The organism is Streptococcus infantis (assembly GCF_015546995.1).
Taxonomy (GTDB): domain Bacteria; phylum Bacillota; class Bacilli; order Lactobacillales; family Streptococcaceae; genus Streptococcus; species Streptococcus infantis_J.
On the sequence record NZ_JADMUH010000006.1, the window covers coordinates 43536 to 69913 of the forward strand.

At 39.6% G+C, this 26378-nt stretch carries 32 protein-coding genes and 1 pseudogene; 3 read left to right on the forward strand and 30 right to left on the reverse strand.

Annotated elements, in window-relative coordinates; all coding sequences use genetic code 11:
• Positions 1–45 precede the first annotated feature (45 nt).
• The 9 genes from I1J71_RS03340 to I1J71_RS03380 form a co-directional block, all read right to left on the reverse strand.
• Positions 46–234, reverse strand: coding sequence for a DNA-directed RNA polymerase subunit beta (locus I1J71_RS03340; protein ID WP_195183716.1), 189 nt, complete (start codon positions 232–234; stop codon positions 46–48).
• Positions 227–1513, reverse strand: a complete 1287-nt coding sequence (gene murA, locus I1J71_RS03345) for a UDP-N-acetylglucosamine 1-carboxyvinyltransferase (protein WP_195183717.1) — start codon at positions 1511–1513, stop codon at positions 227–229. The genes I1J71_RS03340 and murA overlap by 8 nt, the downstream gene beginning before the upstream one ends.
• A 24-nt stretch (positions 1514–1537) precedes the next feature.
• Entirely contained in the window at positions 1538–1768 is a 231-nt protein-coding gene (locus I1J71_RS03350) for a DUF1146 family protein (protein ID WP_033587493.1), read from the reverse strand.
• Between the two features lie 57 nt (positions 1769–1825).
• Positions 1826–2863, reverse strand: coding sequence for a SepM family pheromone-processing serine protease (locus tag I1J71_RS03355; protein WP_049494509.1), 1038 nt, complete (start codon positions 2861–2863; stop codon positions 1826–1828).
• Positions 2847–3335, reverse strand: a complete 489-nt coding sequence (gene coaD, locus I1J71_RS03360; RefSeq protein ID WP_004251661.1) for a pantetheine-phosphate adenylyltransferase — start codon at positions 3333–3335, stop codon at positions 2847–2849. The genes I1J71_RS03355 and coaD overlap by 17 nt, the downstream gene beginning before the upstream one ends.
• Entirely contained in the window at positions 3325–3864 is a 540-nt protein-coding gene (gene rsmD / locus I1J71_RS03365) for a 16S rRNA (guanine(966)-N(2))-methyltransferase RsmD (protein ID WP_195183718.1), read from the reverse strand. The genes coaD and rsmD overlap by 11 nt, the downstream gene beginning before the upstream one ends.
• A 59-nt stretch (positions 3865–3923) precedes the next feature.
• Complete coding sequence (gene asnA, locus I1J71_RS03370; protein WP_004251655.1) at positions 3924–4916, reverse strand: aspartate--ammonia ligase; 993 nt, start codon at positions 4914–4916, stop codon at positions 3924–3926.
• Positions 4917–5011: 95 nt separating this feature from the next.
• The gene (locus I1J71_RS03375) at positions 5012–5695 is read right to left on the reverse strand and encodes a Bax inhibitor-1/YccA family protein (RefSeq protein WP_195183719.1); all 684 of its coding nucleotides are present in this window, start codon (positions 5693–5695) and stop codon (positions 5012–5014) included.
• A 54-nt stretch (positions 5696–5749) separates the two neighbouring features.
• Positions 5750–6490 (reverse strand): TrmH family RNA methyltransferase, encoded by a 741-nt coding sequence (locus I1J71_RS03380; RefSeq protein ID WP_195183720.1) that lies wholly within the window; start codon positions 6488–6490, stop codon positions 5750–5752.
• Positions 6491–6523: 33 nt separating this feature from the next.
• Between I1J71_RS03380 and I1J71_RS03385 the strand changes: the two genes are divergently transcribed.
• Positions 6524–6802, forward strand: coding sequence for an acylphosphatase (locus I1J71_RS03385; protein ID WP_001174500.1), 279 nt, complete (start codon positions 6524–6526; stop codon positions 6800–6802).
• Positions 6803–6879: 77 nt separating this feature from the next.
• Positions 6880–7806, forward strand: a complete 927-nt coding sequence (gene yidC, locus I1J71_RS03390) for a membrane protein insertase YidC (RefSeq protein ID WP_195183721.1) — start codon at positions 6880–6882, stop codon at positions 7804–7806.
• Between the two features lie 73 nt (positions 7807–7879).
• Here yidC and pflA read toward each other — a convergent pair whose 3' ends face one another.
• The 21 genes and pseudogenes from pflA to I1J71_RS03495 all read right to left on the reverse strand — a co-directional run bounded on the left by pflA (position 7880) and on the right by I1J71_RS03495 (position 25839).
• A complete protein-coding gene (gene pflA / locus I1J71_RS03395; RefSeq protein ID WP_178895488.1) occupies positions 7880–8674 on the reverse strand; it encodes a pyruvate formate-lyase-activating protein in 795 nt (264 codons plus the stop codon).
• A gap of 132 nt (positions 8675–8806) precedes the next feature.
• Complete coding sequence (locus I1J71_RS03400; RefSeq protein WP_195183722.1) at positions 8807–10060, reverse strand: diaminopimelate decarboxylase; 1254 nt, start codon at positions 10058–10060, stop codon at positions 8807–8809.
• Positions 10061–10132: 72 nt separating this feature from the next.
• Positions 10133–10957 carry a pur operon repressor gene (purR, locus tag I1J71_RS03405; RefSeq protein WP_195183723.1) on the reverse strand — a complete coding sequence of 275 codons (825 nt, stop codon included), beginning with the start codon at positions 10955–10957 and terminating at the stop codon, positions 10133–10135.
• Positions 10958–11059: 102 nt separating this feature from the next.
• Positions 11060–12001, reverse strand: coding sequence for a 3'-5' exoribonuclease YhaM family protein (locus I1J71_RS03410; RefSeq protein WP_006152067.1), 942 nt, complete (start codon positions 11999–12001; stop codon positions 11060–11062).
• Positions 11991–13247 carry a DNA recombination protein RmuC gene (gene rmuC, locus I1J71_RS03415; RefSeq protein ID WP_195183724.1) on the reverse strand — a complete coding sequence of 419 codons (1257 nt, stop codon included), beginning with the start codon at positions 13245–13247 and terminating at the stop codon, positions 11991–11993. Before rmuC ends, I1J71_RS03410 begins: the two co-directional genes overlap by 11 nt.
• A 1-nt stretch (position 13248) precedes the next feature.
• Positions 13249–13911, reverse strand: coding sequence for a thiamine diphosphokinase (locus I1J71_RS03420; RefSeq protein ID WP_195183725.1), 663 nt, complete (start codon positions 13909–13911; stop codon positions 13249–13251).
• Positions 13874–14530, reverse strand: a complete 657-nt coding sequence (rpe, locus tag I1J71_RS03425) for a ribulose-phosphate 3-epimerase (protein ID WP_195183726.1) — start codon at positions 14528–14530, stop codon at positions 13874–13876. Before rpe ends, I1J71_RS03420 begins: the two co-directional genes overlap by 38 nt.
• 10 nt (positions 14531–14540) lie before the next feature.
• A complete protein-coding gene (rsgA, locus tag I1J71_RS03430) occupies positions 14541–15419 on the reverse strand; it encodes a ribosome small subunit-dependent GTPase A (RefSeq protein ID WP_195183743.1) in 879 nt (292 codons plus the stop codon).
• Position 15420: 1 nt separating this feature from the next.
• Positions 15421–16293, reverse strand: a complete 873-nt coding sequence (gene rsmA, locus I1J71_RS03435) for a 16S rRNA (adenine(1518)-N(6)/adenine(1519)-N(6))-dimethyltransferase RsmA (RefSeq protein ID WP_195183727.1) — start codon at positions 16291–16293, stop codon at positions 15421–15423.
• A gap of 19 nt (positions 16294–16312) precedes the next feature.
• On the reverse strand, positions 16313–17023 hold the full coding sequence (locus I1J71_RS03440; RefSeq protein ID WP_049494520.1) for a hypothetical protein: 711 nt from the start codon (positions 17021–17023) through the stop codon (positions 16313–16315).
• Positions 17024–17112: 89 nt separating this feature from the next.
• A complete protein-coding gene (locus tag I1J71_RS03445; RefSeq protein WP_049494521.1) occupies positions 17113–18540 on the reverse strand; it encodes an SseB family protein in 1428 nt (475 codons plus the stop codon).
• Between the two features lie 133 nt (positions 18541–18673).
• Positions 18674–19237, reverse strand: a complete 564-nt coding sequence (gene rnmV / locus I1J71_RS03450) for a ribonuclease M5 (RefSeq protein WP_195183728.1) — start codon at positions 19235–19237, stop codon at positions 18674–18676.
• Positions 19234–20007 carry a TatD family hydrolase gene (locus I1J71_RS03455; protein WP_195183744.1) on the reverse strand — a complete coding sequence of 258 codons (774 nt, stop codon included), beginning with the start codon at positions 20005–20007 and terminating at the stop codon, positions 19234–19236. Before I1J71_RS03455 ends, rnmV begins: the two co-directional genes overlap by 4 nt.
• A gap of 139 nt (positions 20008–20146) precedes the next feature.
• Positions 20147–21286 carry a tyrosine-type recombinase/integrase gene (locus I1J71_RS03460; protein ID WP_033585488.1) on the reverse strand — a complete coding sequence of 380 codons (1140 nt, stop codon included), beginning with the start codon at positions 21284–21286 and terminating at the stop codon, positions 20147–20149.
• A gap of 62 nt (positions 21287–21348) precedes the next feature.
• On the reverse strand, positions 21349–21558 hold the full coding sequence (locus I1J71_RS03465; protein WP_033585487.1) for a hypothetical protein: 210 nt from the start codon (positions 21556–21558) through the stop codon (positions 21349–21351).
• A gap of 51 nt (positions 21559–21609) precedes the next feature.
• A pseudogene (locus I1J71_RS03470) lies at positions 21610–22460 on the reverse strand (replicative protein).
• A 217-nt stretch (positions 22461–22677) separates the two neighbouring features.
• A complete protein-coding gene (locus I1J71_RS03475) occupies positions 22678–23244 on the reverse strand; it encodes a hypothetical protein (protein WP_049520599.1) in 567 nt (188 codons plus the stop codon).
• A gap of 11 nt (positions 23245–23255) precedes the next feature.
• A complete protein-coding gene (locus I1J71_RS03480) occupies positions 23256–23621 on the reverse strand; it encodes a hypothetical protein (protein WP_033585486.1) in 366 nt (121 codons plus the stop codon).
• A gap of 141 nt (positions 23622–23762) precedes the next feature.
• On the reverse strand, positions 23763–24185 hold the full coding sequence (locus I1J71_RS03485) for a sigma-70 family RNA polymerase sigma factor (RefSeq protein WP_033585485.1): 423 nt from the start codon (positions 24183–24185) through the stop codon (positions 23763–23765).
• 195 nt (positions 24186–24380) lie between these two features.
• Positions 24381–25334, reverse strand: a complete 954-nt coding sequence (locus tag I1J71_RS03490) for a hypothetical protein (RefSeq protein WP_033585483.1) — start codon at positions 25332–25334, stop codon at positions 24381–24383.
• 58 nt (positions 25335–25392) lie between these two features.
• Positions 25393–25839 (reverse strand): hypothetical protein, encoded by a 447-nt coding sequence (locus I1J71_RS03495; RefSeq protein WP_195183729.1) that lies wholly within the window; start codon positions 25837–25839, stop codon positions 25393–25395.
• Positions 25840–25983: 144 nt separating this feature from the next.
• Between I1J71_RS03495 and I1J71_RS03500 the strand changes: the two genes are divergently transcribed.
• Positions 25984–26316, forward strand: coding sequence for a helix-turn-helix domain-containing protein (locus tag I1J71_RS03500; RefSeq protein WP_033585479.1), 333 nt, complete (start codon positions 25984–25986; stop codon positions 26314–26316).
• Positions 26317–26378 lie beyond the last annotated feature (62 nt).

A 26378-nucleotide genomic window follows, 5' to 3' on the forward strand; every position in this document is an offset into this window, starting at 1 on the left:
TTTTCTCCTTAGTTTTTGTTCTTAGAAAAAGACTGGTCCCCCAGCCTATTTCCCTGTAAATTTCGCAATTAACTCATGCCATTTTTCTGGTGCTAAAATTGCCCATGGATCTTGACTCTTGCCTAAGATACCGTAGCCAATCATCAAGCCAATTCCAAGTGCTAAGACCCCTAGAAGTAGGACAATAATAACTAGTAGGAATCTACGTAATACATAAGACCCTTGTTTATTCATCTTCATCAGCTTCCACACTTACCCGTTCAATACTAGCTCCTAACTGAGCTAATTTTTCATGGAAACGATAATAGCCTCTATCCAAATGGACAAGTTTCCCAACAACTGTCTCACCCTCAGCCACTAAGCCTGTCAATATCAAGGCTGCACTTGCACGAAGGTCTGTAGACAACACTTCTGCCCCTTGGAGAGGTTGACCTCCGACAATACGAGCTGTATCACGGATAATCTCAGAATGCAAGCCCATACGACGCATTTCCTCTAGATGTTGGAAACGATTCTCAAAGACTGTCTCAATCATAGTCGATTCTCCTTGAGCAACCGTCATAAGAGCAGTAAACTGCGCCTGCATGTCCGTAGGGAACCCTGGATGCGGAAGTGTCTTAACATGAACTGCTTTTAGTTTGTCTCGTTGAGAACGGATACGGATACCTTCATCCTCATCAATGACTTCAACACCCATTTCCTGTAATTTCGCTATCAATGGTCGATTGTGTTCCCAGATAGCATCTTGAATTAGTACATCTCCACCTGTCATTGCAGCGGCAACCATGAAAGTCCCTGCTTCAATACGGTCTTGTACAACGTTATGTGTTGCACCATGCAAGTTTTCAACACCAGTGATGGTAATGCTCTCTGTTCCTGCACCTTTGACTTTAGCTCCCATTTTATTCAAGAGAACAGCCAAGTCTACAATTTCAGGTTCACGCGCAGCATTTTCGATAACAGTTACGCCATCAGCTAGCGTTGCAGCCATCATCAAGTTTTGGGTTGCCCCAACACTAGGAAAGTCCATATAGATATGGGCTCCATGCAAGCGTTCTGCCTTAGCTTCGATATAGCCAGCTGTTTGGGTAATCTTAGCCCCCATTGCTTCCAAACCTTTAAGGTGAAGGTCAATCGGACGACTACCAATTGTACAACCACCTGGCATCGAAACTTTAGCGTGACCAACCCTAGCCAGGATTGGACCCAAGACTACAATAGAAGCACGCATCTTGCTGACATACTTATACGGAGCTTCTTCTGTGATATCATCTGTCGCATCCACTTCAACAATGTTTGCATCTTGATCAAAATTAACTTTCGCATTTAATCCACGAACTACTTGGTTCATGGTAAAGACATCCGATAGGATAGGAACATTTTTTAAAACTGTTTTTCCTTCGCTTGCTAAAACAGTTGCAGCAAGTAAGGGTAAGACTGCATTTTTTGCACCCTCAATTGTAACACTTCCGACAAGGCGATTATCGCCACCTCGAACTACAATTTTTTCCATAAATATTTTCCTTTACTTTCGAATTTAGAATAATGTCCGTACAGCTTCTTGCCATAATTGGTAGAGATTTAGGAAAAAAGAACTAATCAGATACCCTAAACCGATACTACACAATACTACTAAAAGTCGTACCTTCCTCGCATTGTCCTTAGTTACCTTCAAAATTTGATCCCATTTGACCAAATCTTTCAAAAGTTGAAAGACTAGATAGACAAAGAACATATGACTACTAAGGGTAAAAAACAATTGAATCATCTGCCTATTATACCATCTTCTCTTTTTCTACGCTAGTCTATGGACTTGCACTATATTTTATGGGTTGTTTTTCAAGTAGTCAATTGCATCCTGAAGTGTTTTTACAGGAACAATCTTCATGTCTGTTTTAATCATTTCAGCCGCTTCTACAGCCGTGTCATAATTACTTTTGGCATTTGGGTTTGCCTTTTTAGCTTCTTCAGAAACCGGATTATTTGGGGCAAAAAATACAGTAGCTCCTTTTTTAGCAGCAGCAACCACCTTTTTATCAATGCCACCAATATCACCTACATTTCCATCTCTGTCGATACTTCCTGTACCAGCAATGATACGGCCATTTCGAAGAGTTGGATCTGCAATTTGCGTATAGATGGATAAACTAAACATCATTCCTGCACTCGGACCACCAATGCCAGCCGTTGAAAACTTGATTGGCACATCACTTGATACTTCTGTGCGGTCAATCAAACCAATTCCGATACCATTTTTCCCATTTTCAAGAGTAATGATTTTCCCTTCAGCCGTTTTAACTTTCCCATCCTCTTGGTAAGTAACCTTAACCTTGTCACCTAGAGTTTGAGAGTTGACGTAGTCGACCATCTCCTTAGAACTCTCAAAAGTCTTATCATTTACAGCCGTCACGGTGTCAGCGATATTGAGAATTCCCTTGAAAGTCGAGTTATCCGTCACAGTCAAAACATATACCCCTAGGTATTTGAGCTCTATTTCCTTACCAGCAGATTTCAGACCTTGATATTTGGCCATGTTTTGCGAAGTTTCCATGTAAAACTGGTTGATTCGCATAAATTCCGCATCTGACGAACCACCAGTCATCTCTTTAGCACTATGTATGTCCGTAAAAGGTGTTAGCCAAGCATAAACCAAGTCAACCAGTCTAGCGTGCTTAACTCCAACTGTTACAAATTGGTAGGAACCTTCTTCTTGGTCAGATTGGTTATTTACTTGTAAAACCTTTCGAATATCTTCTGAAGTCCCTGGCACCTCAATGTAATAAGGAAGTGGTACCGTAAAAGCTATAAAAGTGATAATGAGCCCGATGATTAAATATATGGGCCATCTAGTTTTTTTCTTCATTCTTTAACTCCTCTAAGACAGCATTTGGTACATACTTGCTAATATCTTGACCAAACTTCAATAGTTCTCTCACAGCTGAAGAGCTGATGTAAACATGCTCTGGGCGACTATGGAGATAAACTGTCTCAATCTCTCCTGCTAATTGATGGTTGTAAAAATCAAAACTGGCTTCATACTGAAGATCCGCAGCGTTACGCAAACCACGAACAAGAACATGGACACCCAGTTTTCTAGCAACATCAACGACTAATTCATCATGAGAGGCAATGACTTGGACATTTTTAAGGTGTCCCACCGCTTTTTCAACCGTCTCTAGCCGACTTTCTATCGGTAAAAATCCATTTTTGTGTGGATTATAAAAAATTCCCACATACAATCTATCAAAGAGCTTACTTGCGCGTTCAATAAGGTCCAAATGACCATTGGTAATTGGATCAAACGAACCTGTAAATAGCCCAATTTTATCTGACATAAACCGTCACCTTACTAATCCCATATATTTTTTCCTTCCAGATGCCTAAACAGGCGATTTCTTCTGGAAGCTCTACTGATTTATCGGTCTCGCAGACCACCATGACATCTTCTGAAAAAAGATTTCTCTCAGCCATTTTTTCAATGTCGGATACGATCTGTTCCTTTGCATAGGGAGGGTCCAAAAAGATGAGATCAAAGACACCATCCACTTGCTCCAATGCGCGACTGGATTCCATTTTCAATAATTGAAATTTAGAGGTTTCCTTGGTCATCTGAATGTTTTCTGCCACAATATTCTGTGCTCGGCGATCCTTCTCAACTAGGATAGCGCTGGACATCCCTCTTGAAACTGCTTCAATGGATAAGCCCCCACTACCAGCATAGAGATCTAGCACACGCCCTCCTTCAAAGTAAGGGCCAATCATATTGAAAATAGCCCCTCGGACCTTGTCCGATGTCGGCCTCGTTGTTTTCCCGTCCAAGGTCTTTAAAGGACGTCCTCCGTAGATTCCTGATACGATTTTCATAAGGTATATTATACCAAATTCTGATGAAATAAGAAAATCGAACCTCTCGGTTCGATTGATTAAAGAATATTCTCGTAAGTATCTCTAACTTCTTGTGGCCAAACACTGGTTTGAACTTCACCGATGTGCTTCTTACGAAGTAAGAACATGGCCATACGAGACTGTCCAATTCCTCCACCGATTGTCAATGGGAAGAGTCCATTCAAGAGAGCCTTATGCCATTCAAGAGATAAGCGGTCTTCATCTCCTGTAATAGCTACCTGACGACGAAGAGTGTCTTCATCGACACGAATCCCCATTGAAGACAACTCAAAGGCTGCACCAAGATTCTCATTCCAAACTAGAATGTCCCCGTTCAGACCCTTATAGCCATTTTCAGATTCTGTTGTCCAGTCATCATAGTCCGGTGCACGTCCGTCATGAGGTTTTCCATCTGACAATACACCACCGATACCAATCAAGAAGACTGCACCGAATTCCTTACAGATAGCATTTTCACGTTCTTTAGGTGTCAAGTCTGGATAGCGTTCAACCAACTCTTCAGTATGGATAAAGGTAATTTGCTTCGGCAAGATTGACTCAATATCATAGCGGGCTTCGACTGCCAACTCTGTCAAACGAATGGCCTTATAAATCTTTTCAACTGTCTCTTTAAGATATGCAAGATTGCGATGTCCGTTTGGAATGACCTTTTCCCAGTCCCACTGGTCCACATAAACCGAGTGAGTCGCATCTAGTGAGTCTTCATCTGGACGAAGAGCCTTCATGTGAACAAAGAGACCTTCTCCCTCACCAAAACCAAAACGAGCCAAGGTATGGCGTTTCCACTTAGCAAGTGAATGCACCACTTCATAGGTCTCATTAGGAATCTGCAAAACCTTAACTGAAACTGGATGTTCAATCCCTGAAAGGTTATCCTGCATCCCATCCCCAACCTTACTCAAGATTGGACCCTGCACTTCTACTACTTCTAACTTATCTTTCAAATACTGGGTAAAGGTATTTTTTACAAAGGAAATCTCTTCTTGCTGATGAATAAAACTTTTCTTCATACGTTCCTCCTTTTGAATAATAAGAAGATTATACCTTTTTGTTATTAAAAATGAAAGTAAAAATTAAAAAAGAGCTCATTTGAGCTCTAAAAGTATTAATCGTCACGTCCAAAGATTCGTAGGAAGCTAAGGAAGAGGTTGATAAAGTCGAGGTAGAGGCTAAGTGCTAAAGAAATTGCCCAACCTGTAGCGACCTGACCATCTGACTCTTCGTAAACATAACGAATTTTTTGATTATCCCAAGCAATCAGACCTGCAAAAACAAGCACCATAACAATACTAATAATGTAATCCATTAGGTCACTATTTAAGAAGATATTGACAACCATAGCGAGTATCAAACCAAATAGGGCTGCAATCAAAGCACGACCGATCCCACTCAAATCTTTTTTGATGACTACTCCTACGATAGCCATCACGAAGAAGAGGGCTGCACTGGAGATAAAGGCTGTCAAAACTGTCCCGGGAAGATAGAGCGACACAATGAAGCTTAGTGAAAAACCATTGACCGCTGAATAGAGCAGGAATATTGGAAAGGTTGCTGGACTATTCTTTACCGCTAAACCACTCGCAAAAATCACTAGAGCTACTTCTACAATTCCTGTGACAATTAACCATATGCGGGCGTTAAGCATTAACTGAACAAGAAGATCTTGGAAGGTTGTTAACATCAAGGCTGAAACAACTGCAGATAAGGCAATCCCAATCCCTACAAAAGCATAAACTTTTGCATAAAATTGATTCAAACCAGAACGTTCTTGAATAATTGTTTGATTCATATCTTTTTTCTCCTTATGAAATCTTTTTACTGATTATAACAAAAATAAATTGATTTAACTCAAATAAAACATGAGTATGCCTGCCGCAATGGCAACATTGAGACTTTCCGCCTGCCCTTTCATGCTGATGTGAACCAGTTGGTCTGCCTGATCTGTCATGAATGGACTAATGCCCTGCCCTTCATTTCCCATAACCAAAGCAAAATTCTCTAGTCGAGCAAGCTCACGATAATCTCTAGAATTTTGGGATAAGGTAGTGGCTAGAATTGGCAAATGACTCTTTTTCGCCTCTTCTACAAATGTTTCAACAGGCATCCGATAAATTGGTAAATGGAAATGGCTACCCTGCATGGAGCGAAGAGTCTTGAGACTGTATATATCAGCCGACTTGCTGGAAACGATGACTCCAGAAAAACCTGCCGCATCTGCCGTCCGAATCATGGTCCCCACATTTCCAGGATCCTGCACATCTTCTAAGAAAAGATATTTACTTGAGGTCAAATCCGGCAACTGCTCCTCTTCCTTTTGAACAATGGCAACAATGCCCTGAGGTGTTTGGGAATCTGCTAAATCAAATAAGATTTCCTCTGTCACAAAGACAGTCTGAGGATAATCTACGAGTTTATCTCCATACTCTACTAGAGCAAATATTTTCTCTATCTTTGCACCAGCCTGAATAGCTTCTTCGAACAAATGCCATCCTTCAATTAAATAAGAAGATTTTCGATATTTTTTTTGATGCAATTTCTTGGCATTTTTTACCACAGAATTAGCTTTAGAGGTTATAATAGTCATAGAAATATTATAACACAATCAAGGAGGTTTGGTATGCAAAAGGTTAAAATGATCGCCCAAGGTCGCGTCCAGGGAGTGGGCTTCCGCTGGGGTGTCTATAGTCTGGCTCTAGAACTAGGTGGCATTACGGGTCGTGTCTGGAATAACGACGACGGAACCGTTGAAATTCTAGCTCAGGCTGAGTCTTCTGCCATCATGGCTAAGTTCATCCAAGAGATTCGAAAAGGCCCTACCCCATTCTCTAAAGTAACCTACCTAGATGTGCAAATGAGTAACTTTCCATCTTATTCAGATTTCAAAGTAGCAAATTAGGTCTCTAGAACTATTGTATATTTTCCAAAAAAACAGTAGAATAGAAAGGTATAATTTTTTAAGAAGGAATTAAAACAGTGAAATCAATTAAACGAATCGCCCTCTCTATCATGGGAGCGGCTATGCTATTAGTCTTAACAGGCTGTGTCCAGGTTGATAAAGCAACCGGACAACCAACAGGATTTATTTGGAATACTATAGGGGCACCTATGGCTGAAGCTATCAAGTACTTTGCTACTGATAAAGGGCTAGGCTTCGGGGTCGCTATTATTATCGTAACCATTATCGTCCGCTTGATTATTTTACCACTTGGTATCTACCAATCATGGAAGGCAACACTTCATTCTGAAAAGATGAACGCCCTCAAGCATGTTCTTGAGCCACATCAGACTCGTCTGAAAGAAGCAACTACTCAGGAAGAAAAACTGGAAGCCCAACAAGCTCTCTTTGCTGCTCAAAAAGAGCACGGCATCAGCATGTTTGGCGGAGTAGGATGCTTCCCTATCCTCATCCAAATGCCTTTCTTCTCAGCAATCTACTTTGCTGCTCAACATACAGAAGGTGTTTCTGAAGCTAGCTTCTTAGGTATTGCACTCGGTTCTCCAAGTTGGATTCTTATCGCCTGCGCAGGTGTTCTCTACTACATCCAATCACTCCTTTCTCTACACGGTGTTGAAGACGAGACTCAAAGAGAACAACTCAAGAAGATGATTTACATGAGTCCACTCATGATTGTCATGTTCTCTATCTTCTCACCAGCCAGCGTTACGCTTTACTGGGTTGTTGGTGGTTTCATGATGATCCTTCAACAATTCATCGTCAACTACATTATCCGTCCAAAACTTCGTAAAAAAGTACGCGAAGAATTTGCAAAGAACCCACCAAAAGCAAACAAAACTTCAGCTGCTCGTAAAGATGTAACTCCTGAATCAGCAACAGTTATCTCAACTTCTACTAAGAAGAAAAACAAAAAACGCAATTCTGGAAAACAACATTCTAGATAAAAATAAAAGGCTTAGCATTTTGGCTAAGCTTTTTTGATACCAGAAAAGCCCGATGTCCCCATCAGGCTTCTTTTCATCCATGTACACGTTTCATGTAATCTTGATAACTTTCTGTATCCATCAATTCCTTAGCATTTTTCACACGATCTGCTGTTGGAGGTTTCACCCCTTCAAGCGAATATGGAATCCCAAGTTCACGCCATTTGAATTCTCCCATAGTGTGGTAAGGCAAGATTTCAAACTTATCAACGTTTTTAAGAGTTTTTACGAACTTACCGAGTTCAATCAAATCTTCATCACGGTCTGTCAATCCTGGTACGAGAACGTGACGAATCCAAACAGGTTTCCCAATATCTGACAAGTACTGCGCACATGCCAAGATATTTTTGTTGGTCTGACTGGTTACAATCTTGTGCTGTGCTTCGTTGATTTCCTTGATATCAAGGAGAACTAAATCTGTCACGGCCATGAGCTTGTTGAATTTCTCTAGATAGCGTGGTTTGTTACGGAATGGAAGGGCACAAGTATCCAAGGTACAGTGGATCCCCTTTTCTTTTGCTTTTGTAAAAAGAGCAATTAGGAAATCAATCTGCAAGAGAGCTTCTCCTCCACTGACAGTAATGCCACCCTTATCTCCCCAGAAACCACGAAAACGAAGTGCTTCTTCTAAGACGTCATCTACTGTTCTTACACGAGATTTATTGGTTTCCATAGCCCATGTATCTGGGTTATGGCAATACTGGCAACGCATCTGACAACCTTGCAAAAAGACAATAAAACGAATTCCAGGACCATCTACCGCCCCAAAACTCTCTGTCGAATGCACCATTCCTGTCACTTGTCCATAGTCAATTGTTTCTTCAGACATCACGTCACCTTCCTTGAAACCGTTTTATAATTTTATTATATCACGCTTGAAAGGAAAAACAATAGATTTTGTCTATTTTTTAGAAAACAAACTGTTTTTCACTTTCAACTTTCATGATTTTCATAAATTCTACTAATCTTTATCAAAGTCGAATCCATAGAGAGTTGCAAAATAGTCCTCTGGTCTCTCTGCTCTGCGGATTAGTCGCGCCCCGCCATCTTCTGTATAGAGAATTTCTGCTGAACGAAGTTTGGCATTGTACTGGTATCCCATAGAAAAACCATGGGCACCTGTATCATGAATCACGAATAGATCGCCAATTTCTGTTTGAGGTAATTCACGATTAACAGCAAACTTGTCATTATTTTCACAGAGTGAACCAACAACATCAACGACTTCCGTCTGACCGTCAGGATTCATCATATTGGTGATGTGGTGATAGGCTCCATACATAGCCGGTCTCATCAGATTGACAGCTGACGCATCTACTCCGAGATAAGTTCGGTATGTTTTCTTTTTATGGGTTACTCTTGTAACCAGAACTCCATGAGGCGCTAACATAAAGCGTCCTAGTTCTGTAAAAATCTTAACTTGACCAAGACCTGCTGGCGTAAGAACTTCTTCATAAACCTGACGAACACCCTCACCGATTAAAGCAATATCATTTGGCTCCTGGTCCGGACGATAGTTGACCCCGATTCCTCCAGAAAGATTGATAAAATCTAGTGAAATACCCAATTTCCCCTTGATTTCTACAGCCAACTCAAAGAGTTGACGGGCTAATTCTGGATAGTAGAGGTGAGTCACTGTATTGGAAGCTAGGAAGGAATGAATGCCAAAAGTTTTCGCTCCCTTTTCTTTCAAGATAGCAAAGGCTTCAAAGAGCTGTTCCTTGGTCATCCCGAACTTAGCTTCCCCAGGATTATCCATAATATCCGTTCCTAGTTCAAATACGCCACCTGGATTGTAACGGCATGAGATAATCTCAGGGATGCCTGCTGCACGCTCCAAATGCTCAATATCTTCAAAGGCATCCAAATTGATTGTAGCCCCCAGTTCACGGGCATAGGCGTACTCTTGGTCTGGGGTATTGTTGGACGAGAACATCATATCGGAACCAGAAAATCCTAATTTGTGACTCATCAAGAGCTCTACATAACTAGAACAGTCCACTCCACACCCTTCTTCTTGCAAAATTTTCAAGATAGCTGGTGTTGGAGTTGCTTTTACTGCGAAGTATTCTTTAAAACCCTTATTCCAAGAAAAGGCTTTGTTTACTGCGCGTGCTTTCTCACGGATGCCTTTTTCGTCATAGAGATGGAAAGGTGTTGGAAACTCTTCAACGATCTTTTCTAAGGCTTCACGTTTAATAAATGGTGTTTTCATAGGACTCCTTCATATCCATTATCAAAGAAAGGCTGGGACGAAAGTTCCAACCTTTGTATTTCAAGTCAATTTTTATTTTTCTGCGTCAAAGATATTTCCAACTTCAACAGCAATTTGTTGATTCTTCACATCAATGTCCGTAACCTTCAAGAGTGATTTGTAGTCGAACTGCTGCTCACGATCTTCCTGCGCATTGTCGGCAAAGACAGCTACACCAGCCAACTCAGAATCAAACTCTGTTAAAAGGCTAATCATACCATTAATCGTTCCTCCGCCTTTCAAGAAGTCATCAACGATCAAGACACGACTTCCTGCTTTAAGACTCCGTTTTGAAAGGAACATTTTTTCAATACGGTCACTAGAACCTGAAACATAGTTGACACTCACAGTTGAACCTTCTGTGATTTTCAAGTCACGACGGACAATGACAAAAGGTACGTTGAGAACATTTGCTACTGCATTTGCAAGCGGAACCCCTTTGGTCGCTACCGTCATGACAGCATCAATCTTTTGGTCCATAAAGCTCTTAGCAATAATACGTCCAATATTTTTTAAAATAGCCGGAGTACTAAGTAGATCAGACAAATAAATGTAGCCACCTGGCAGAATGCGGTCGCTCTCTGAAAGTTTATCGCGAAGCTCTTGGATGATTGTTTTAGATTCAAGGGTAGAGATGGAAGGTGTGAAAATAACTCCACCACCAGCACCTGTCACCGTTTGAATATGGCCGATTTCAATTTCTTCAAAGGCTCGCTTAATAATGACAATATCTTCTGAAATAGAAGATTTGGCAGATTCATACTTTTCCGCGAAGGTATTGAGACTGGTTAATTTGTATGGATTGTTAATCAAATAATTGGAAATAACAACCATCCGATCACTTCTTCTTAATTTCATTAGTTATTCACCATTCTTTTTAATTAGTCTTTTTCTCATTATAACACACTAAAGCAAAAAAAACGAACTTTATTGTCTAAATAAAGCTCATTTTTTTAGTTTCTAGTCTAATTTTGGCTTGTAGAAGGAACGATTGTCCATTGCGAAGACTTTATTGGTCATTTCACCCTCATCAACAAGAGCCAGAGCTGTTGACATCATCATCATACTCGCATCCAAATTATCAATCATATGAATAATTTCAGCTTCCATCACACGAGGACGAACAGGACTACCATACTCAAGCAAACCATGGTGGCTGAGAATCACATGGCGCAGAAGCACCACTTCTTCTCGAGTATCGTCAATGCCAAGTTCCATAACCGCTTTGGTAATCTCGCTATCAATCAAGGCGATATGCCCGATAAGATTTCCTCTCACTGTATACTCTGTCTGGTCGGGACCTGTTAACTCAATAACCTTAGCCAGGTCATGAAGCATAATTCCTGCATAGAGCAAGCTCTTATTGAGTTGTGGGTAGACATCTGCAATTGCCTCTGCTAAACGAACCATAGTCGCTGTATGATAAGCAAGCCCTGTTTCAAAGGCATGGTGGTTGGTTTTTGCAGCTGGATAAGAATAAAATTCTTTATCATATTTGGTATAGAGGGCCCGAACGATTCGTTGCCAGATGGGATTTTCAATCTTGAAAATCATCTGTGCCATGTACTCACGGATTTCTTTAACATCCACTGGTGATTTGACCTTGAAGTCTGCTGGGTCATTGGGTTCGCCAGGCTGAGGTAAGCGAAGGGTAATTTGATTTACCTGTGGAGTGTTGTTGTAAACTTCACGACGCCCTTGCATGTGGACAACTTTTCCTGCAGTAAAGGCCTCAACGTTATGAGGTTGGGCATCCCAGAGCTTTCCTTCGATTTCCCCACTATCATCTTGGAAGGTGAAAGCTAGGTAATTTTTCCCAGCACGCGTCTGTCTCAGATCGGCTGATTTGATCAGGTAAAAGCCCTCGAACAGTTCATCTTTTTTCATGTGACTAATCTTCATATTCTTCCTCATCTTCTTGGAACTGGAGCAAATCAAGCATAGACTCACCTTCTGACAATTCAATATGTCGGAGAGTTCGCTCGATAGCTGAAGTACGTCGGTTTAACAATTCATCAATATTACCAGTGGCATGTTGGAGGTGTTTTTGCGCTTTAACCAGAATACCACCAAACTTGCCAAATTCGGTTTTGACGTTGGCTAGAGTTTGGCTAATATGGTCAGCACTCTTTTGGATATTTAGAGTTTTGAAGCCAACCGATAGGGAGTTGAGCAGGGCTGATAGGGTACTTGGTCCTGCAACGATAATCTGCTCTTCCCGTCTCAAACCATCAAAGAAAATCGGATTTCTAACGATTTCTGAGTAAAGACCTTCTGTCGGAACAAACAGAACTCCAAAATTGGTCGTCCTTGGCGGTGCTATGTACTTGTTCTTGATATCTTTGGCAAAACGCTTAACGCTTGTTTGGAGTGATTTGCGACAACTTTCGATCTCTTCCTTATCACCTGCTTCATAGGCTTCTTCAAGGCGGTAATAAGCTGCCAGTGGAAACTTAGAGTCAATTGGTAGATAAACATATTCCTGGTCACCTTGCCCAGGCAACTTGATGGCGTACTCGACTCGCTCACTCGAATTTTCAACTGTTGCAAATTCTCGTTCATACTGAGCAGGCGTCATGATATCTTCGATAATCTGCCCCAATTGTAATTCTCCTAGAATTCCTCTAGTTTTTGTACCAGATAAGACCTTATTAAGAGCGCCGACATCACGGGCAACCGTCTGCATTTCTCCAAGGCCGCGATTGACAGATTCCAATTGCTTGGAAACTGTCTCGAAAGACGCTTGCAAGCGTGTCTGCAAGGTCTTTTCTAACTTTTCCTCGACCGTTTGGCGCATCTGCTCTAAACGTTGCTCATTTGACTCCTGCAAGGCCTGTAGTCGTTGGTCAGTCTTATCTCTGGTTTGGAGGAGGTTTTCATTCATCTCCTGTCGAACCTGGGTAAGACCTTGGTGCAATTCGATTCGCACCTCCTGCAAACGGTCGCTAACAGCCACTTCTAGATTTTTTTGGTCCAGCTGGCTTGCTTGTCGCGCTTGTTCAAATCGATAATCTAACTGGTCTGAAAGGTTATCTGCCTGGTCTTCTAAACTTTTGGCCAGGTATTTCTCCTGCTTTTCTTGCCTCTGCCAAATAAGAAAGAGGCCGGCTAGGTTAGCAATTAGTAACAGTAGTAATATAATCTCCATCCTATCTCCTGTCCTTGCTATGCAGTACAACCACATAGCCATCTGGGCAAGTCACCGAAACTTCCCTATCTATATATTCGTTAGAAGCGTAAACTTTCTTAAAGAAAAAATTCGCCTCAGTCAATTCATACTTGGCTCCGATAATAGTCAACTGACTATCCCTCACAGGCATAAAAGCAAGATAATCATAGTCCAAACGTGGTTCTAGCTGACTGGTCCCTTCTGGGCAATAGCTAATCAAGTTTTGCCCATCCTCAATCTCTATTTGGCGCATATAGGGTGCCAATTTGGGATTGCTGGGTAGAAAGACATTGGCCAGCATATGGTCAATACGACCACCTAGGGCACCAAAAATGGTCACCTGAGCTTGAGGATTTTTTTCAAAAATCGTTAGAAGCGCCAGTTCCAGATCGGTATCATCCTTCTCTGGCTGAGCTTGGACAAAATGTTGCGAACGTTCTTGAATCAACTGACGTTCTTCTACAGTCACAGAATCAAAATCCCCAACTGCTAAAGCAAGAGGAAGTTCTTCTTCCAATACCCAGAGTGAGCCTCGATCCACACCGACAAAACAGTCAAAATCTGTCCGGTAGTGACCGCGGTCTCCCCCTGCAAAAACTGCAGCTTTAGTCCAGTTGATTTCTGAGAGTTTGCACTCGTTCATTGACATCTCCCTTAAAGACATAAGATCCCGCTACAAAAACTGTAGCGCCAGCTTCTTTGGCTTGAGCAATGGTTTGGTCATCAATACCACCATCGACTTCGATTTCAAAGTTCAAGCCTTTTTCCTCACGAAGGGCAACCAACTCACGAACCTTGTCCATGGTTTCAGGGAGAAAGGCTTGCCCACCAAATCCAGGGTTCACTGTCATGACTAAGACTTGGTCAACTAGGTGAAGCACATGTTTAATCGCCTCAACAGGCGTACCAGGATTGATGACGACCGAAGGTTTGACACCGAGAGAACGAATCTTTTGAAGAGCTCCATGGATGTGAGGCGTTGCTTCTACGTGAATGCTGATGATGTCAGCTCCTGCACGCGCAAAATCCTCTAAATGATGTTCGGGATTTGATACCATCAAGTGGCAGTCAAAGACCATCTTACTATGAGGTCGAAGACTTTCGACTACACCTGCACCAAAGCTGATCTGAGGTACAAAGTGACCATCCATGATATCGATATGGGCGTATTCTGCCCCAGTTGCTTCTAGGCGTTTAATTTCACGTTCAAAGTTGGCATAATCTGCTGCCAGAATTGACGGAGCAATCTTGTATTGAGACATAGGTTTCTCCTTATTTTGGAATTTTTTTGCTGACTTTTTTATAGGTTTCTCTGCGATTTTCAATCTCACTGAGGAATTGCAGATAGTTGTCGAAACGGAAGTTTGCAATGATCCCCTCTTCTACTGCTGGTTTCACTGCACAAGATGGCTCATGAGTATGCGTACAAGTACGGAACTTACAGTCGCGACTGACACTAGCAATCTCTGGAAAGGCCTGGTTCAGCTCTTCCGCACTTGATACTTCATAATCTAGCGACGAAAAACCTGGTGTATCTGCAATTTTACCACCATTAAGGTTGTAAAAACTAACAGCTCGAGTAGTATGGCGACCACGACCTAGACTGTCTGAGATTTCTCCTGTTTCGAGATTGAGGTCAGGTGCAATTTTATTAAGCAGGGTTGACTTTCCAACACCTGTCTGCCCCATAAAAACTGTCACTTTGTCTGTCAACAAGGGCAAGAGTTCCTCTTTACTAGTCACAAAATCGTAACCAATAGCACGATAGGTCTGCTCGTAAAAATCCAGTTCTCCCCCATCTTCCAGTAAGTCCATCTTGGAAATATAGACGATAGGATGAATGCCCTTGTGCTCTAAAAGAACCAAGAAACGATCCAACAAGTTGCTATTAAAATCAGGTTCTTTAACGGACATAATGACAACGGCTTGGTCAATATTGACAATGGGTGGACGAACCAGACTATTTTTTCGTTCATGAATTTCCAATATATAGCCTTCTGAGTTCTCCTCTGCAGAAAAATCTACCCAATCTCCAACATAGGGCGTATGGCCTTTTTTACGAAAATTCCCACGTGCGCGTGTTTGATAAACCTTGCCATCACTCTCCACATAGTAGAAACCCGCCAAGGCTTTAATGATTTGTCCCTGCATCTTAGAGCCCTTGTCCTTTAAGCGCATCTGCTAGACTGGCAAATTCTTCTAAGCCCAGAGCTTCACCACGTACACTCGGTGACAAGCCCGCTTGATCTAAAGCCTTTGTCAGTTTGTCCTTGATCTCCTCAGTTTTCCCAAAGTAACCTGTCAAGTTGTTCCACAAGGTCTTGCGACGATGGGTGAAACTAGCCTTGGAAACCTTAAAGAAGAAGTTCTCGTCTTCAACTGCTACAGCTGGTTCTGGACGGCGCACCATTTTCAGGATAGCCGAGTCCACGTTGGGCGCTGGCACAAATACTGTACGAGGCACGATAAAGGCAACCTTGGCCGTCATATAATACTGAACTGCAATTGACAAGCTACCGTAAGCCTTGGTATTTGGCTTAGCAGAGATACGATCTGCCACTTCTTTTTGCATCATGACCACAAATTCACTAAAAGGAATGCCACTCTCGATTAAGTGCATGAGAATAGGCGTCGTGATATAGTAAGGCAAGTTGGCTACTACCTTAATAGGCAGGTCAGGGTTTTTAAGATTTTGGATATGCTGCGCCAAGTCAACCTTTAGAATATCCTCGTTGACTACGGTCACATTGTCAAAATCACGCAGGGTATCCGCTAGAATTGGTACCAAACGGTGGTCAATCTCAAAGGCCATGACTTGAGCTGCACGCTCAGCTAAAAACTCAGTCAAGGCACCAATCCCTGGACCAATTTCAATGACATTGACCTGATCATCAATCTCAGCCGTATCCACAATTTTTTGAAGGATATTGGTATCGGTCAAGAAATTTTGCCCGAAGGATTTTTTAAAGGTAAAACCGTGACGCTCCAGCACTGCCTTGGTCACGCTATAATCTGCAATTCTCATTTATTCTCTTTTCTAATTATTAGCTAAAAATAATATATAGAAACCACATAATTCCTGCCAACAAAATCCAAAATACAAATAGAACACGATGCTTGTTCGCTTTTGTATCGGCTCCAGTCATGTCGCCCCCTTGCTTATCTTCTTGGGGGTTCATTTTCTTCAATTCATCCTGATATGCAACCGAATCTAGAATATTGTCTTCTGGCAATAATTCTGAAGCGTAATAATCAGGAAAACCCATAGCAAGGCCTATTAAGTTCTCATCCGTTAGAGAAAAGTCTAAATCTTTGGGTTGATTTTCCCGAATAGCTCGGATATTTTTTAACAGTTTATCAGCGACTACAGAGACTTGGTCCATAAAAACTACATCCAAAAGATCAAATCCTAACACATCACCATCTTTTACGTTTGCAAGAATATAACGAACAAAGGCATCATATAGTTTCAAGGCTTGTGGGACATTCTCTTCTAAAAAAGAGCGGTTTTGGAGGGCACTTTGCCGGAATTTTTCAATAGGAAGCAAGATATCTACATTCTGCTCTTGGTAAAATCTTTCTGCTTGCTCTTCATCTTCTTCGAGTTCTTCTGCTGTTTCCCAGAGAGCAATAGGAGCTTTTAAGTCTTCTTCATCCCAAAACAATTGCCAAAAATAGGGTATCGTGTAGATGCCTTCTGTTAAGATACGAGCTTCATCTCCGTTTTTTAAGTAAATATAACTTCTATTCGCCATTCCATTTCCTTTCAAAATCTTTGAAAAAGGTTAGTGGTTCAAGTAGGATATAGATAAAACTATAAAGTTTCCCAATGTAAAGAAACTCTCTAATCTTGAGCTCTTCCTTCTTGTTCCTCACTAAGTTTTTGCATGTCTCTAAAAGCTGTTAGGCTAACATAGGCACCCGCTTCATAGTATTCCGTTGGGTTTATAGCATAGTCAAAGCCTTCAATCATGCCTCCAGCTTCTTCAATCATGCCATTCCATTTTTCATCAAAAACCATTCTCAGACGTTTCCAATCTGTAAATACTGGAACAGAGTTTCGCCCATCTTTTCCTTCTTTAACTGGAATGTTGAAACTAGAATCTTTTTCCAAGACAAAGGAGCTTACTTCCTGACTATCGTCCTTAAATTCCGAAGTAGCATCTAAAGGAATTAGGAACTTTGCTTTCGGCATAGCTTCCGAAAAGAACTTATAATAGAGCTTATAAATTACTTCTTCATCTTCTGTTGTCGGGCTATCCAATTGTCCCATCAACAACATCCATCTTACTAGGTCAGGATTCATGACAGGCACTTGTATTTCTGGTAAATCAGAAAAATCTGGTTTTTGAACCAAGGCAGAGGCACTGATGCTGACTTCCTTGGAATTAAAGATTGCTCCCAAGGCACCATTTAGGTAAAAGGCTGTCCCTAGGAAATTTTCAATCCCTTTTTTATCTTCCGTATTTTCAATCAGTTTGACGACTGAGTTTGGTCGGCTGTCAATGGTTTCCTTGAATTGGCGATACCAAGATGGTGTCAAAAGCATAATCATGGGATCAGTGCAGAGATACCCTTCTTCTCCTCTGTCATAGGTCGTTGAAAAGAGGTAAGGCTCGCCTGTTTTTTCTGAATAAACTGCATAAACTGCATCTGCTTCTAAGAGCTTATCTTTAACGATTTCCGCTAGACGTTCCAACTTGCGAGTGTTGGATTGATAGCTTTCTTCACTTTCAGTTTCCTGATTTTGACGGCATTTCCATAAAAAGAGACGTAAAATCTCTACGCTGTCATCAAGACTAGCTGCCAAATAGTCTTCATTTGTTAACTGACCCTCTTGGATGGCTACAAAAGCACGATAAAGAGCATCTGAATAGCTAGATAATTTTTGCTCTTCCTCAATACCTGAACTAAAGAGCACACTTCCTTTTTTCAGTTTATCCAAAGAAGGAATCCTATCAACCACTAGATGGGCAAGAACTTCATCAGTTAGACTATCTGCATCTTTGTTTTGACTGCTAAGTTTTTTAACCTCTACAGTGCCAAGACTTCCCATTCCTTGGTCGGGATTGCAAAACTGCAACTGATCTCCAACCTTGAGCCTACCTTCTAAACTCCCAACAATCAATAATTGGTTCGTTTCCTTCATCGGGAACAAATCTAGAACACCTACGCAAGCATTGCCTTTCGCCTCTTCTGCTTCCTTATTGGATTCCGTTATTTCAGTTGGTTTTGTTGCTTCTGTCTTTTTTAAAAAATCAAAGATTCCCATAACTTTTCCTCACCATCTCCACTTAGCTCAATTCCTACGGAGTCACTTTTCTAATGCTTGCTACCAAGCCTGATTAAACCGTATATGATTACTTCTATTGTATCATATTCCCTCCACATTTTGGGGGAGTTTCTCAATCCTCATATGATTTCATAGTTTCTTCAACTTCAGCTAGACTTATCCCAAATAACTCTAAACGTTTAAGGAGTTGTTTCCCATTGGAATAACCGATACGAAGACTTTCTCCTAGATATTCTCTGCGTTTTCGGCTATCTGCCCCGGCTAGAAAACCAAGGCGAATCAAGTCGCTACGGCTAATATCAAAGTCGCTTTCTACTTCAAACTGTTTAGTTACTTGTTCTAGTGCTGTCTTCAAGTCTTCGTAGCTAGCATGCTCAATTCCTAGAGAACGTCCCTTGGTCTTAGACTTAGGCACTGCCTCGTCTCGTTTGAGAAAGGCGTGTTGAACTGTCGGAATGGCCGTCATAATCATCCGACGAATGCGTTCCCCGTTGAAATCAGGATCTGTAAAGACAATCACTCCATGACGCTCATGTAAACGTTGAATTCGTTCAAGATCTTGTTCATTGATAGCCGATCCACGAGTCTCATAGGTCTCCACATCAAAATAATGTTTAAGATTGGTCGTATCATCACGTCCTTCGACTACGATGACTTGGGAAATTTTCTCTTTCATGATTTACTTTCCAATCCAAAGATGCCTTCTGCATTGGCACTTGTCACTGCTGCCAATTCTTCTGTCGTAATGCCACGCAAGTCCGCAATAAAGTCTACTACATAGCGCGTATAAGCTGTCTTGTTTTCACGACCACGTTTGGGAACGGGTGCCAAGTAAGGGGCATCCGTTTCTACCAAAATCTTATCCAAAGGCAACTCTTTAGCTGCTTCCTGAATATCTGTTGCCTTCTTGAAAGTCACCACTCCAGAAAAGGAAATAATCATCCCAAGATCTACAAACTTCTCCGCCCAATCCAAAGAACCTGAGAATGAGTGCATAATCCCGCCACGAGGACCAACTCCCTCACTCTTAATAATCTCATAGGTATCTTCTAGCGCGTCACGGGTGTGAACCACAAAAGGTAAGTCCAGTTCCTTAGACAGCTGAATCTGACGACGGAAAACCTTTTCTTGAACTTCCTTAGATGCCGTCATCCAGTGGTAGTCCAAACCAACCTCGCCCAAGGCTACAACTTTTGGATGTTTTAGTTTTTCTAGCAAGTAAGACTCAACATCCTCTGTATATGTCCCTGCTTCCGTTGGATGCCAGCCAATCGTCGCATAGAGTTGGTCATACTTGTCCACTAGTTCAAGAGCACGCTCAATAGTCGGTTTGTCAAAACCAACAATATTCATCCGAGTTACACCCATTTCAGCCGCTAAGGCAAGTTCTTCTTCTTCGCGTCCCAAAAATTCTTCCACATTCAAGTGGGTATGAGTATCAAAAATATCCAAACTATATTTCCTTCTCTTTCCTCAATGTTCCTTAGCTACCAAAAGAAAAGACTTTCTCTCTTCTATACTTCCCTATACTTCCCCTAGTTTCTATTCACTTTGGTTAGTACTTGGTTAGTTCTATGGTTAGCATCTACAGATGAATTTGATTAAGTTTCTCTCTCAATTCATCTTGTATATTTTTTGTTACATGACTATAGATCCTTAAAGTGATAGATTCATCTCTATGTCCAACTCGCTCCATAATAGCCTTTATGGGTATCCCTAGTTCAGCCAATAAACTAATATGCGAATGTCTAAGCATGTGAATATTATAGGATCTGTGCCCACCCAACACTACTTCACAAATATTTTTGATAAATCTATATAATAAAGGCTGTCTCATAATGTTACCTTGCTCAGTCACAAAGATGAACTCCTCATCAAAACAGTTACTACGAAAGTACTCGATAATTTCCAAGCAACGTTCACTTAGTACTATCGTCCTGACAGAACCTACTGTTTTCGTTGTCTGTAAGATTCTCTCATCATATCCATGAGCAACATAATCTATTGTATGATCAATTGTTAAAAGATTCGCTTTGAAGTTTACATCTTGATAGCGAACCCCTATAAACTCTGCAAAACGAAGACCAGTTAAAAAGATAAATTCCATTGCCAAAGCATAACGCTTATCTTTATTGTGACTTTCACAATACGATAAAACCTGTCCTAGTTCCTCTCTACTAATGAAATTATCCTTAGCTTTTTGCAACTTCTCATAGTCTGCTTTCTGCTTCGGAATTACCACCCCTTTAACTGGTGAGTCAGAAATATATCCGACCTTTACAGCATAATCAAAGATACCATTCAAGTATATTTTTCGATTTTTTCTTGTTGAATTTTGAACATTCAAATTCATTAGATATGTTTGAACTAGCTGAGTGGTGTAATCTGATATTCTCAAATTTCCTACTGCTCCCATGAAAAGCTCTAAACTTTTCATCTCACTTCTATAACTAGAAGATTTTATCTCACTGGAACGAATCGTTTTCCATTCTTCCAATAGTTGACTAAAAATCATTTCTTCTAGTTGTTTCTTTTCAACTTCCTCTTTTGTAGGGGCGGTTAGAAGTTTTTCGATTTTTAGCGCTAAACGACGTTTTGCTTCTGCTTGAGAAACTCTAGATTTTGATTTTAGAGTCACAGAGACTTGCTTCCACTTTCCCTCTCGTTCATGATAGAATTTCTCATAATAACGGTATTTACCATTATCTAATTTTTTAAAAAACATTTCTTCTCCTTGTACTTTTAAAGCAAAGGAAAGCTATGTAGCATAGCTTAATTATAACATAACTACATAGCTTCCTCATATTTCTTTTGTTTATAAAGAAGAAATTCCTTATAACCTTCAACATTTATATATACTCTCTTATGAGAAGGCTTCAAAATGTATCCTTGGAATTTTTCATTTCTTCGCATTTCTGTTAGATCATTGTTTAAGGTTTTTAACGGAACATCAAATAATTCCGTAATCCCTTTCTTGCTTTTATATATATTTTTCATAAATTTCTCCTATTCTGATATAATAGGGATGGTAAAAGAGATTCTCTTTTATTACCTACTTAGCTTGTCAGTTGCTCCGCTAAAAGTGTCTGACAGGCTTTTATGTTATCATAAAACTCGGTAGTATATTCTTTCACACCATAAGGAGTATCATGTTTTGTAGTACGTGAAAATGTCGGAGGACTGTTAATTTTATAAGTTTCCATAAGCTCACCCTTTGTTGTTGTCATTTCCAAAGGCTTTTTAATTCCTCTGCTAGTTCGATAAATTCTGATACCCTTGGGGTACATGTATAGGCGCGCACCTTTTATAATTGCTTTGTTTTGTGAACCCTCATCACCTATCTGCAAATTAGACAAATAAGCAATCAAATAATTCCCAACCTTATCAGCTCTCTTTAACCTCTTGGTCTTTGTAAAACCTTTCCCCCACATCTTGGCAAGGTCATTGTTAGGAATTGTTAGTTCGGAATCGTTCTTTAATAACACATGCAAATGCCACCTTCCACTAGCTTGTGGTTCAATGACCGTAATATAATCAACATTTCCAAACTGATTACGAATGCGTCGAATGAACGCTTTGAAATCCATGTAAACTATAGCCGGATCGGTAACATGGTCTCGATAAGTCAACGTTATCCATAACTGGTTGATACCTCCCGTAAAATTATGAGCTACTAGACGGCGTAGTTTTTTCATAGTCTGTTTAGTAGACTTCAAATTATCGAGTCGTGTACTACTGGAAGTATCCATAGCGTGAATTTCTCCGGTCTCAAGATTTACGTAACGCTTGCCTTCTATCACTTTGATAATTTGTTCTTGTTGGCCGTTGGCTGTAGTCATTTCTACGGTATCACCATAAACATAGGCTTTAACCAATTTATTGGGAAAAATTTGATTCATAATGTCACCTTTCGTTGTGCTAATGTTTGACGCTTATCAAGTTAATGAGTCAAACTAACGATGTTTAAATTTATTCCATGGTTTATTGACAATAGGAACCCTAAGATTATAAAACTGATTGTGTTGGCACGACGAACAAAGTTCGACCGCACCACCACAACCAGTCTAATTCATCTTAGCCTACTGTCAACAACTTTCACGGCATAAAATTAACCATCTAAGACCACGGATGCTTCAATTTGAACAACGCCCCCTTTATCGTTCGTTTATCTGATTCATTACAGATGATGAACACTAGATAGCGTAAACCATGCTTTAGATATAGATCAGCGAGACCATGAAGAGCATATTTGTGCAAATAAAAGATCCAAGTATCCTGTATCCTTAATAGAACTTCTTGGGGTAGCTCTCCAAAAATTTGAAACCGAAAAACTACACACCTAGCTCCAAATTCTCGAATCCCATGGTTATCCATTGTACATACAGGAACTCTTTCATCTGCTACGTGCACTCTCTGGACCGACTTGCTTCCATCGGCTTGAACAACTTCCTGAGCTTCGTAAATTGGAACTAGTGTATATGCAAACTGATTTTCCTGAATATTTTCTTTCACTAATTCTACCAATACATTTTGCGTAGAAGCTAGAAATCTATTCCAGTTTTTTTGATTTTCTTCTATCTGGACTTTCCTCTGGTACTCCTGAAGTTTTCTGCCACAAAGATGACAAACTTCCTTAATACCTTCAAAAATCTTCATAGGTATTTCTTCGATAATCGACGGCATATTGACCTCCTTTAAAGTTCGACTACTTCATTGACTTTTGCAATCAAACTAAGCTGGTTACGGTACTCTCCATATACAACAGCCTTCTCAATATCTACAATTTCTACAGTTGTGAGCATTGGTTGATACGAGTCATAATCCTTCATCGATGCTAGTGGAACTTTTACAGTGAGTTGCTCTCCAATATTATTTTTTTCGTTTGGATAATCACTGTCATCGGAAAAGATAAGTACGCCCACTTTTACCCCTTTTTCAATTTCTGAACCAGTTTCACTTTTTTCTATCCACCTTTTGGCGGACACAAAACGTAGTTCTTTGCGAGAAAGGAACCGTGACGCATCAAACTCTGTAAAATGAGTTAAGTTCTTAAGTGCCATAATTCAATACCTTCTTTCTAAACTTAAAAGTAAATCGTCTACTTTTAACGAAATAAATACTGTGACGATTACAGATAGCAACATTTTAAAATCACCTCCTTGCTTATAAGGAGAAATTTTAAAAGAATTCGGAGGAGATTCTTAATTTTTTAATTCTTTTCGCAGAATCTCTATAATACGCTCATAGTGTCTTTTGACAGTTTTGTCAGTAAGCCCGAATTCTTTTGAAAGACTTGAGTACGATTTACCTTCTAAAACTACTCCATATAGAATTTTTCTATCTCTTTCACTCAGCAATCTCTCAATAGCATTCTTTATAATAGCAATTTCTTCTTTTTTAATTAGGAGAGACAATGCATCTCTATTATCTGCTATCGTATCTAGTAAAGGATCTGTATCACCTGAACCACTATCTAAACTACGAAGACCATAAGAACGATCTTTTCTACATGAATTCTCATAGGGCTGGTTTAATAAGTTATCTACCTTAGCCCAATCACCAGATAATACAGCTTTATTAATTGCTTCTTCTCTACGTTGTTCTACTTTTGTTAAATCTACCATATGTTGGTACCTCCTGCTCGGGTTTACCAACCATACAGAGTTTGTCTTCTCACGCTATCGCCAGTGGAAAAAACTTAGTAGTCATTTTAGATAAAAACAGTCAGATGTATAAAAAAAATAGCAGTTATACAAAATCGTATAACTGCTATTCATTTTTTAGAGCCAAATCTATATGCTATTTGTTTTTTTATTCAATTATTCTTTTAGTTCTACTTTTTCTAGTTCCATTACTGCGTTATTCTCTTCATTTGAGGTATCATTCTTCAAAAATCCCATGAATACTTTCTTACCATGTTCAACTGGAATAAAGAATTGCTCTCTATCCAAATTAACATATATTTTTTCTGTATCCTTTATCTTATAGCCTCTACTTTCCATGATTTCAATAATTTGTTCTTTTGTTTTCAAATTCTGAACAGTATTAGTAAATGATTCATATGAAGTTAAATAAATCACCTTGTCTCCTACAATAATTCTATCACTTGAAAATTTAATGTTAGGCAATCTATCTATATTTTTTTGATTTTCTTCCACAGAACCCTTATTCCCATAAACCTTCGTAACACGATAAGTTCCGCTGATTTTTGTATTTACTAATGGTACTAACTCATACGGCACAGCTGTATTCTCACCAAATATATCAAGATATACCATCTTATGTTGATCTATCTTATACAGGATTCTTCCGTAACGTTCTTGGTCTTTATTATCAAGTAATGAAATAAACTTCAAATCTTCTTTTTTGATATCACTATTTTTTAATATCTCGAAATTTTCCTTAAATGATTTGACGATATCTTCTTCCGAAAGTTTAGTTTTTGTGATATTTTTAAAATCAGAATATGAATCATGAATAGTTACATCATAATTAAATACTTCATTATTTTTTAGCATATAGTCAATTTTTAATTTATCTGAACCTGAAAATTCCCAAACACTAGTTTTAAGTCCTACTGAACCCCACTTCTTATCAAACAAATTATCACTTGATGAATTTTCGGAAAAATAATTAGATATGCTTATACCTGCAGCGGCAAAGATACCCAATATAACAATCGTAAGTAATATGACCCTCACTAAACTAAATTTTTTAGTTTTTTTGCCATTCTTACTATCCTTTTTACCTTCTTCGTTTTTCTGCTTTCTCATATATCTTATTCTCCTTGATTTTTGTATCTATTCTATTAGCAAAACCTGAGTTTATTTCTTAATAATCTATGTTATTTAGATATTTTTGAAATTCCTCTTTTTTCATGTACTGTGGACTAGGCATTTTAGGTATTCCTTCAATACCTTCAAAAATCTTTGAAACAACTTCTAAGACAATCCAATTAAAATTGGTCTGTTTTTCTATTGTTTCATTTATATTTTTCCACTCTGTGGGAACCATATACGAGAGATCTTCGGGGAGTTTAGGATAGGTTCCTTTTTCAATAATTTTAGAAAGAAAGCCGTATTCTCCATTCGGCAATGTTAGTAACACATAACCAACATTTCTCTGGTACAAGTCCGATTCTGTCGTAAATAAAACTTTTCCACCATTATTTTTTGCAAAATAATAATGAGCTTCTAAGCTACCTAACTGAGAATATTTCTTCTCACCATTTCCCATGTCCCATTCTTGTAATTTATACACAGCTATTTCTTCTGCCATGTTATTGCTCCTTTTGTATTGTTTTTTATCTATTTTAACACAAAATAGTACGATGCGCTATACTATGTTGATATTTTGGACAGCTAACTGTACTTAAAAAATCATATAAAGGATAGTAGAATAGTACAAAAGAGGAAATTACAGATGGAAGCTAATCAATTACAAAAATACATAGCAGAGCGTATAAGAGAATGTAGAAAAGAACAGAATCTCAGCCAAGAACAATTATCCAATCAAGCTGGACTAGGTATTAAAGCAATACAAAACATCGAGAATATGAAATACGATTTTAAAATACACACACTTGAAAAAGTGCTTACTGCTTTAGGAATGACCGTAGAAGACTTCTTTAATTTCCCACTCTCAAATAATTACGTCCCTATAACTACATTGATCGATAACATCTCAGATTTATCTCACACAAAAAAATTAAAAATCATTTCTTTGTTCAATGAAATTGTTAAAAATATAGATTAAAAGAGGAACTCTCAATGAATTCCTCTTTTTGTATGCTACTTTAACTTTCCTTTGGTTAGTTT

What these genes read in the sequence shown, in the direction of transcription:
- I1J71_RS03340 (WP_195183716.1), bottom strand. Translation starts at nt 234, where the DNA reads ATGAATAAACAAGGGTCTTATGTATTACGTAGATTCCTACTAGTTATT.
- murA (WP_195183717.1), bottom strand. Translation starts at nt 1,513, where the DNA reads ATGGAAAAAATTGTAGTTCGAGGTGGCGATAATCGCCTTGTCGGAAGT.
- I1J71_RS03350 (WP_033587493.1), bottom strand. Translation starts at nt 1,768, where the DNA reads ATGATTCAATTGTTTTTTACCCTTAGTAGTCATATGTTCTTTGTCTAT.
- I1J71_RS03355 (WP_049494509.1), bottom strand. Translation starts at nt 2,863, where the DNA reads ATGAAGAAAAAAACTAGATGGCCCATATATTTAATCATCGGGCTCATT.
- coaD (WP_004251661.1), bottom strand. Translation starts at nt 3,335, where the DNA reads ATGTCAGATAAAATTGGGCTATTTACAGGTTCGTTTGATCCAATTACC.
- rsmD (WP_195183718.1), bottom strand. Translation starts at nt 3,864, where the DNA reads ATGAAAATCGTATCAGGAATCTACGGAGGACGTCCTTTAAAGACCTTG.
- asnA (WP_004251655.1), bottom strand. Translation starts at nt 4,916, where the DNA reads ATGAAGAAAAGTTTTATTCATCAGCAAGAAGAGATTTCCTTTGTAAAA.
- I1J71_RS03375 (WP_195183719.1), bottom strand. Translation starts at nt 5,695, where the DNA reads ATGAATCAAACAATTATTCAAGAACGTTCTGGTTTGAATCAATTTTAT.
- I1J71_RS03380 (WP_195183720.1), bottom strand. Translation starts at nt 6,490, where the DNA reads ATGACTATTATAACCTCTAAAGCTAATTCTGTGGTAAAAAATGCCAAG.
- I1J71_RS03385 (WP_001174500.1), top strand. Translation starts at nt 6,524, where the DNA reads ATGCAAAAGGTTAAAATGATCGCCCAAGGTCGCGTCCAGGGAGTGGGC.
- pflA (WP_178895488.1), bottom strand. Translation starts at nt 8,674, where the DNA reads ATGTCTGAAGAAACAATTGACTATGGACAAGTGACAGGAATGGTGCAT.
- I1J71_RS03400 (WP_195183722.1), bottom strand. Translation starts at nt 10,060, where the DNA reads ATGAAAACACCATTTATTAAACGTGAAGCCTTAGAAAAGATCGTTGAA.
- purR (WP_195183723.1), bottom strand. Translation starts at nt 10,957, where the DNA reads ATGAAATTAAGAAGAAGTGATCGGATGGTTGTTATTTCCAATTATTTG.
- I1J71_RS03410 (WP_006152067.1), bottom strand. Translation starts at nt 12,001, where the DNA reads ATGAAGATTAGTCACATGAAAAAAGATGAACTGTTCGAGGGCTTTTAC.
- rmuC (WP_195183724.1), bottom strand. Translation starts at nt 13,247, where the DNA reads ATGGAGATTATATTACTACTGTTACTAATTGCTAACCTAGCCGGCCTC.
- I1J71_RS03420 (WP_195183725.1), bottom strand. Translation starts at nt 13,911, where the DNA reads ATGAACGAGTGCAAACTCTCAGAAATCAACTGGACTAAAGCTGCAGTT.
- rpe (WP_195183726.1), bottom strand. Translation starts at nt 14,530, where the DNA reads ATGTCTCAATACAAGATTGCTCCGTCAATTCTGGCAGCAGATTATGCC.
- rsgA (WP_195183743.1), bottom strand. Translation starts at nt 15,419, where the DNA reads ATGCAGGGACAAATCATTAAAGCCTTGGCGGGTTTCTACTATGTGGAG.
- rsmA (WP_195183727.1), bottom strand. Translation starts at nt 16,293, where the DNA reads ATGAGAATTGCAGATTATAGCGTGACCAAGGCAGTGCTGGAGCGTCAC.
- I1J71_RS03440 (WP_049494520.1), bottom strand. Translation starts at nt 17,023, where the DNA reads ATGGCGAATAGAAGTTATATTTACTTAAAAAACGGAGATGAAGCTCGT.
- I1J71_RS03445 (WP_049494521.1), bottom strand. Translation starts at nt 18,540, where the DNA reads ATGGGAATCTTTGATTTTTTAAAAAAGACAGAAGCAACAAAACCAACT.
- rnmV (WP_195183728.1), bottom strand. Translation starts at nt 19,237, where the DNA reads ATGAAAGAGAAAATTTCCCAAGTCATCGTAGTCGAAGGACGTGATGAT.
- I1J71_RS03460 (WP_033585488.1), bottom strand. Translation starts at nt 21,286, where the DNA reads ATGTTTTTTAAAAAATTAGATAATGGTAAATACCGTTATTATGAGAAA.
- I1J71_RS03465 (WP_033585487.1), bottom strand. Translation starts at nt 21,558, where the DNA reads ATGAAAAATATATATAAAAGCAAGAAAGGGATTACGGAATTATTTGAT.
- I1J71_RS03475 (WP_049520599.1), bottom strand. Translation starts at nt 23,244, where the DNA reads ATGCCGTCGATTATCGAAGAAATACCTATGAAGATTTTTGAAGGTATT.
- I1J71_RS03480 (WP_033585486.1), bottom strand. Translation starts at nt 23,621, where the DNA reads ATGGCACTTAAGAACTTAACTCATTTTACAGAGTTTGATGCGTCACGG.
- I1J71_RS03485 (WP_033585485.1), bottom strand. Translation starts at nt 24,185, where the DNA reads ATGGTAGATTTAACAAAAGTAGAACAACGTAGAGAAGAAGCAATTAAT.
- I1J71_RS03490 (WP_033585483.1), bottom strand. Translation starts at nt 25,334, where the DNA reads ATGAGAAAGCAGAAAAACGAAGAAGGTAAAAAGGATAGTAAGAATGGC.
- I1J71_RS03495 (WP_195183729.1), bottom strand. Translation starts at nt 25,839, where the DNA reads ATGGCAGAAGAAATAGCTGTGTATAAATTACAAGAATGGGACATGGGA.
- I1J71_RS03500 (WP_033585479.1), top strand. Translation starts at nt 25,984, where the DNA reads ATGGAAGCTAATCAATTACAAAAATACATAGCAGAGCGTATAAGAGAA.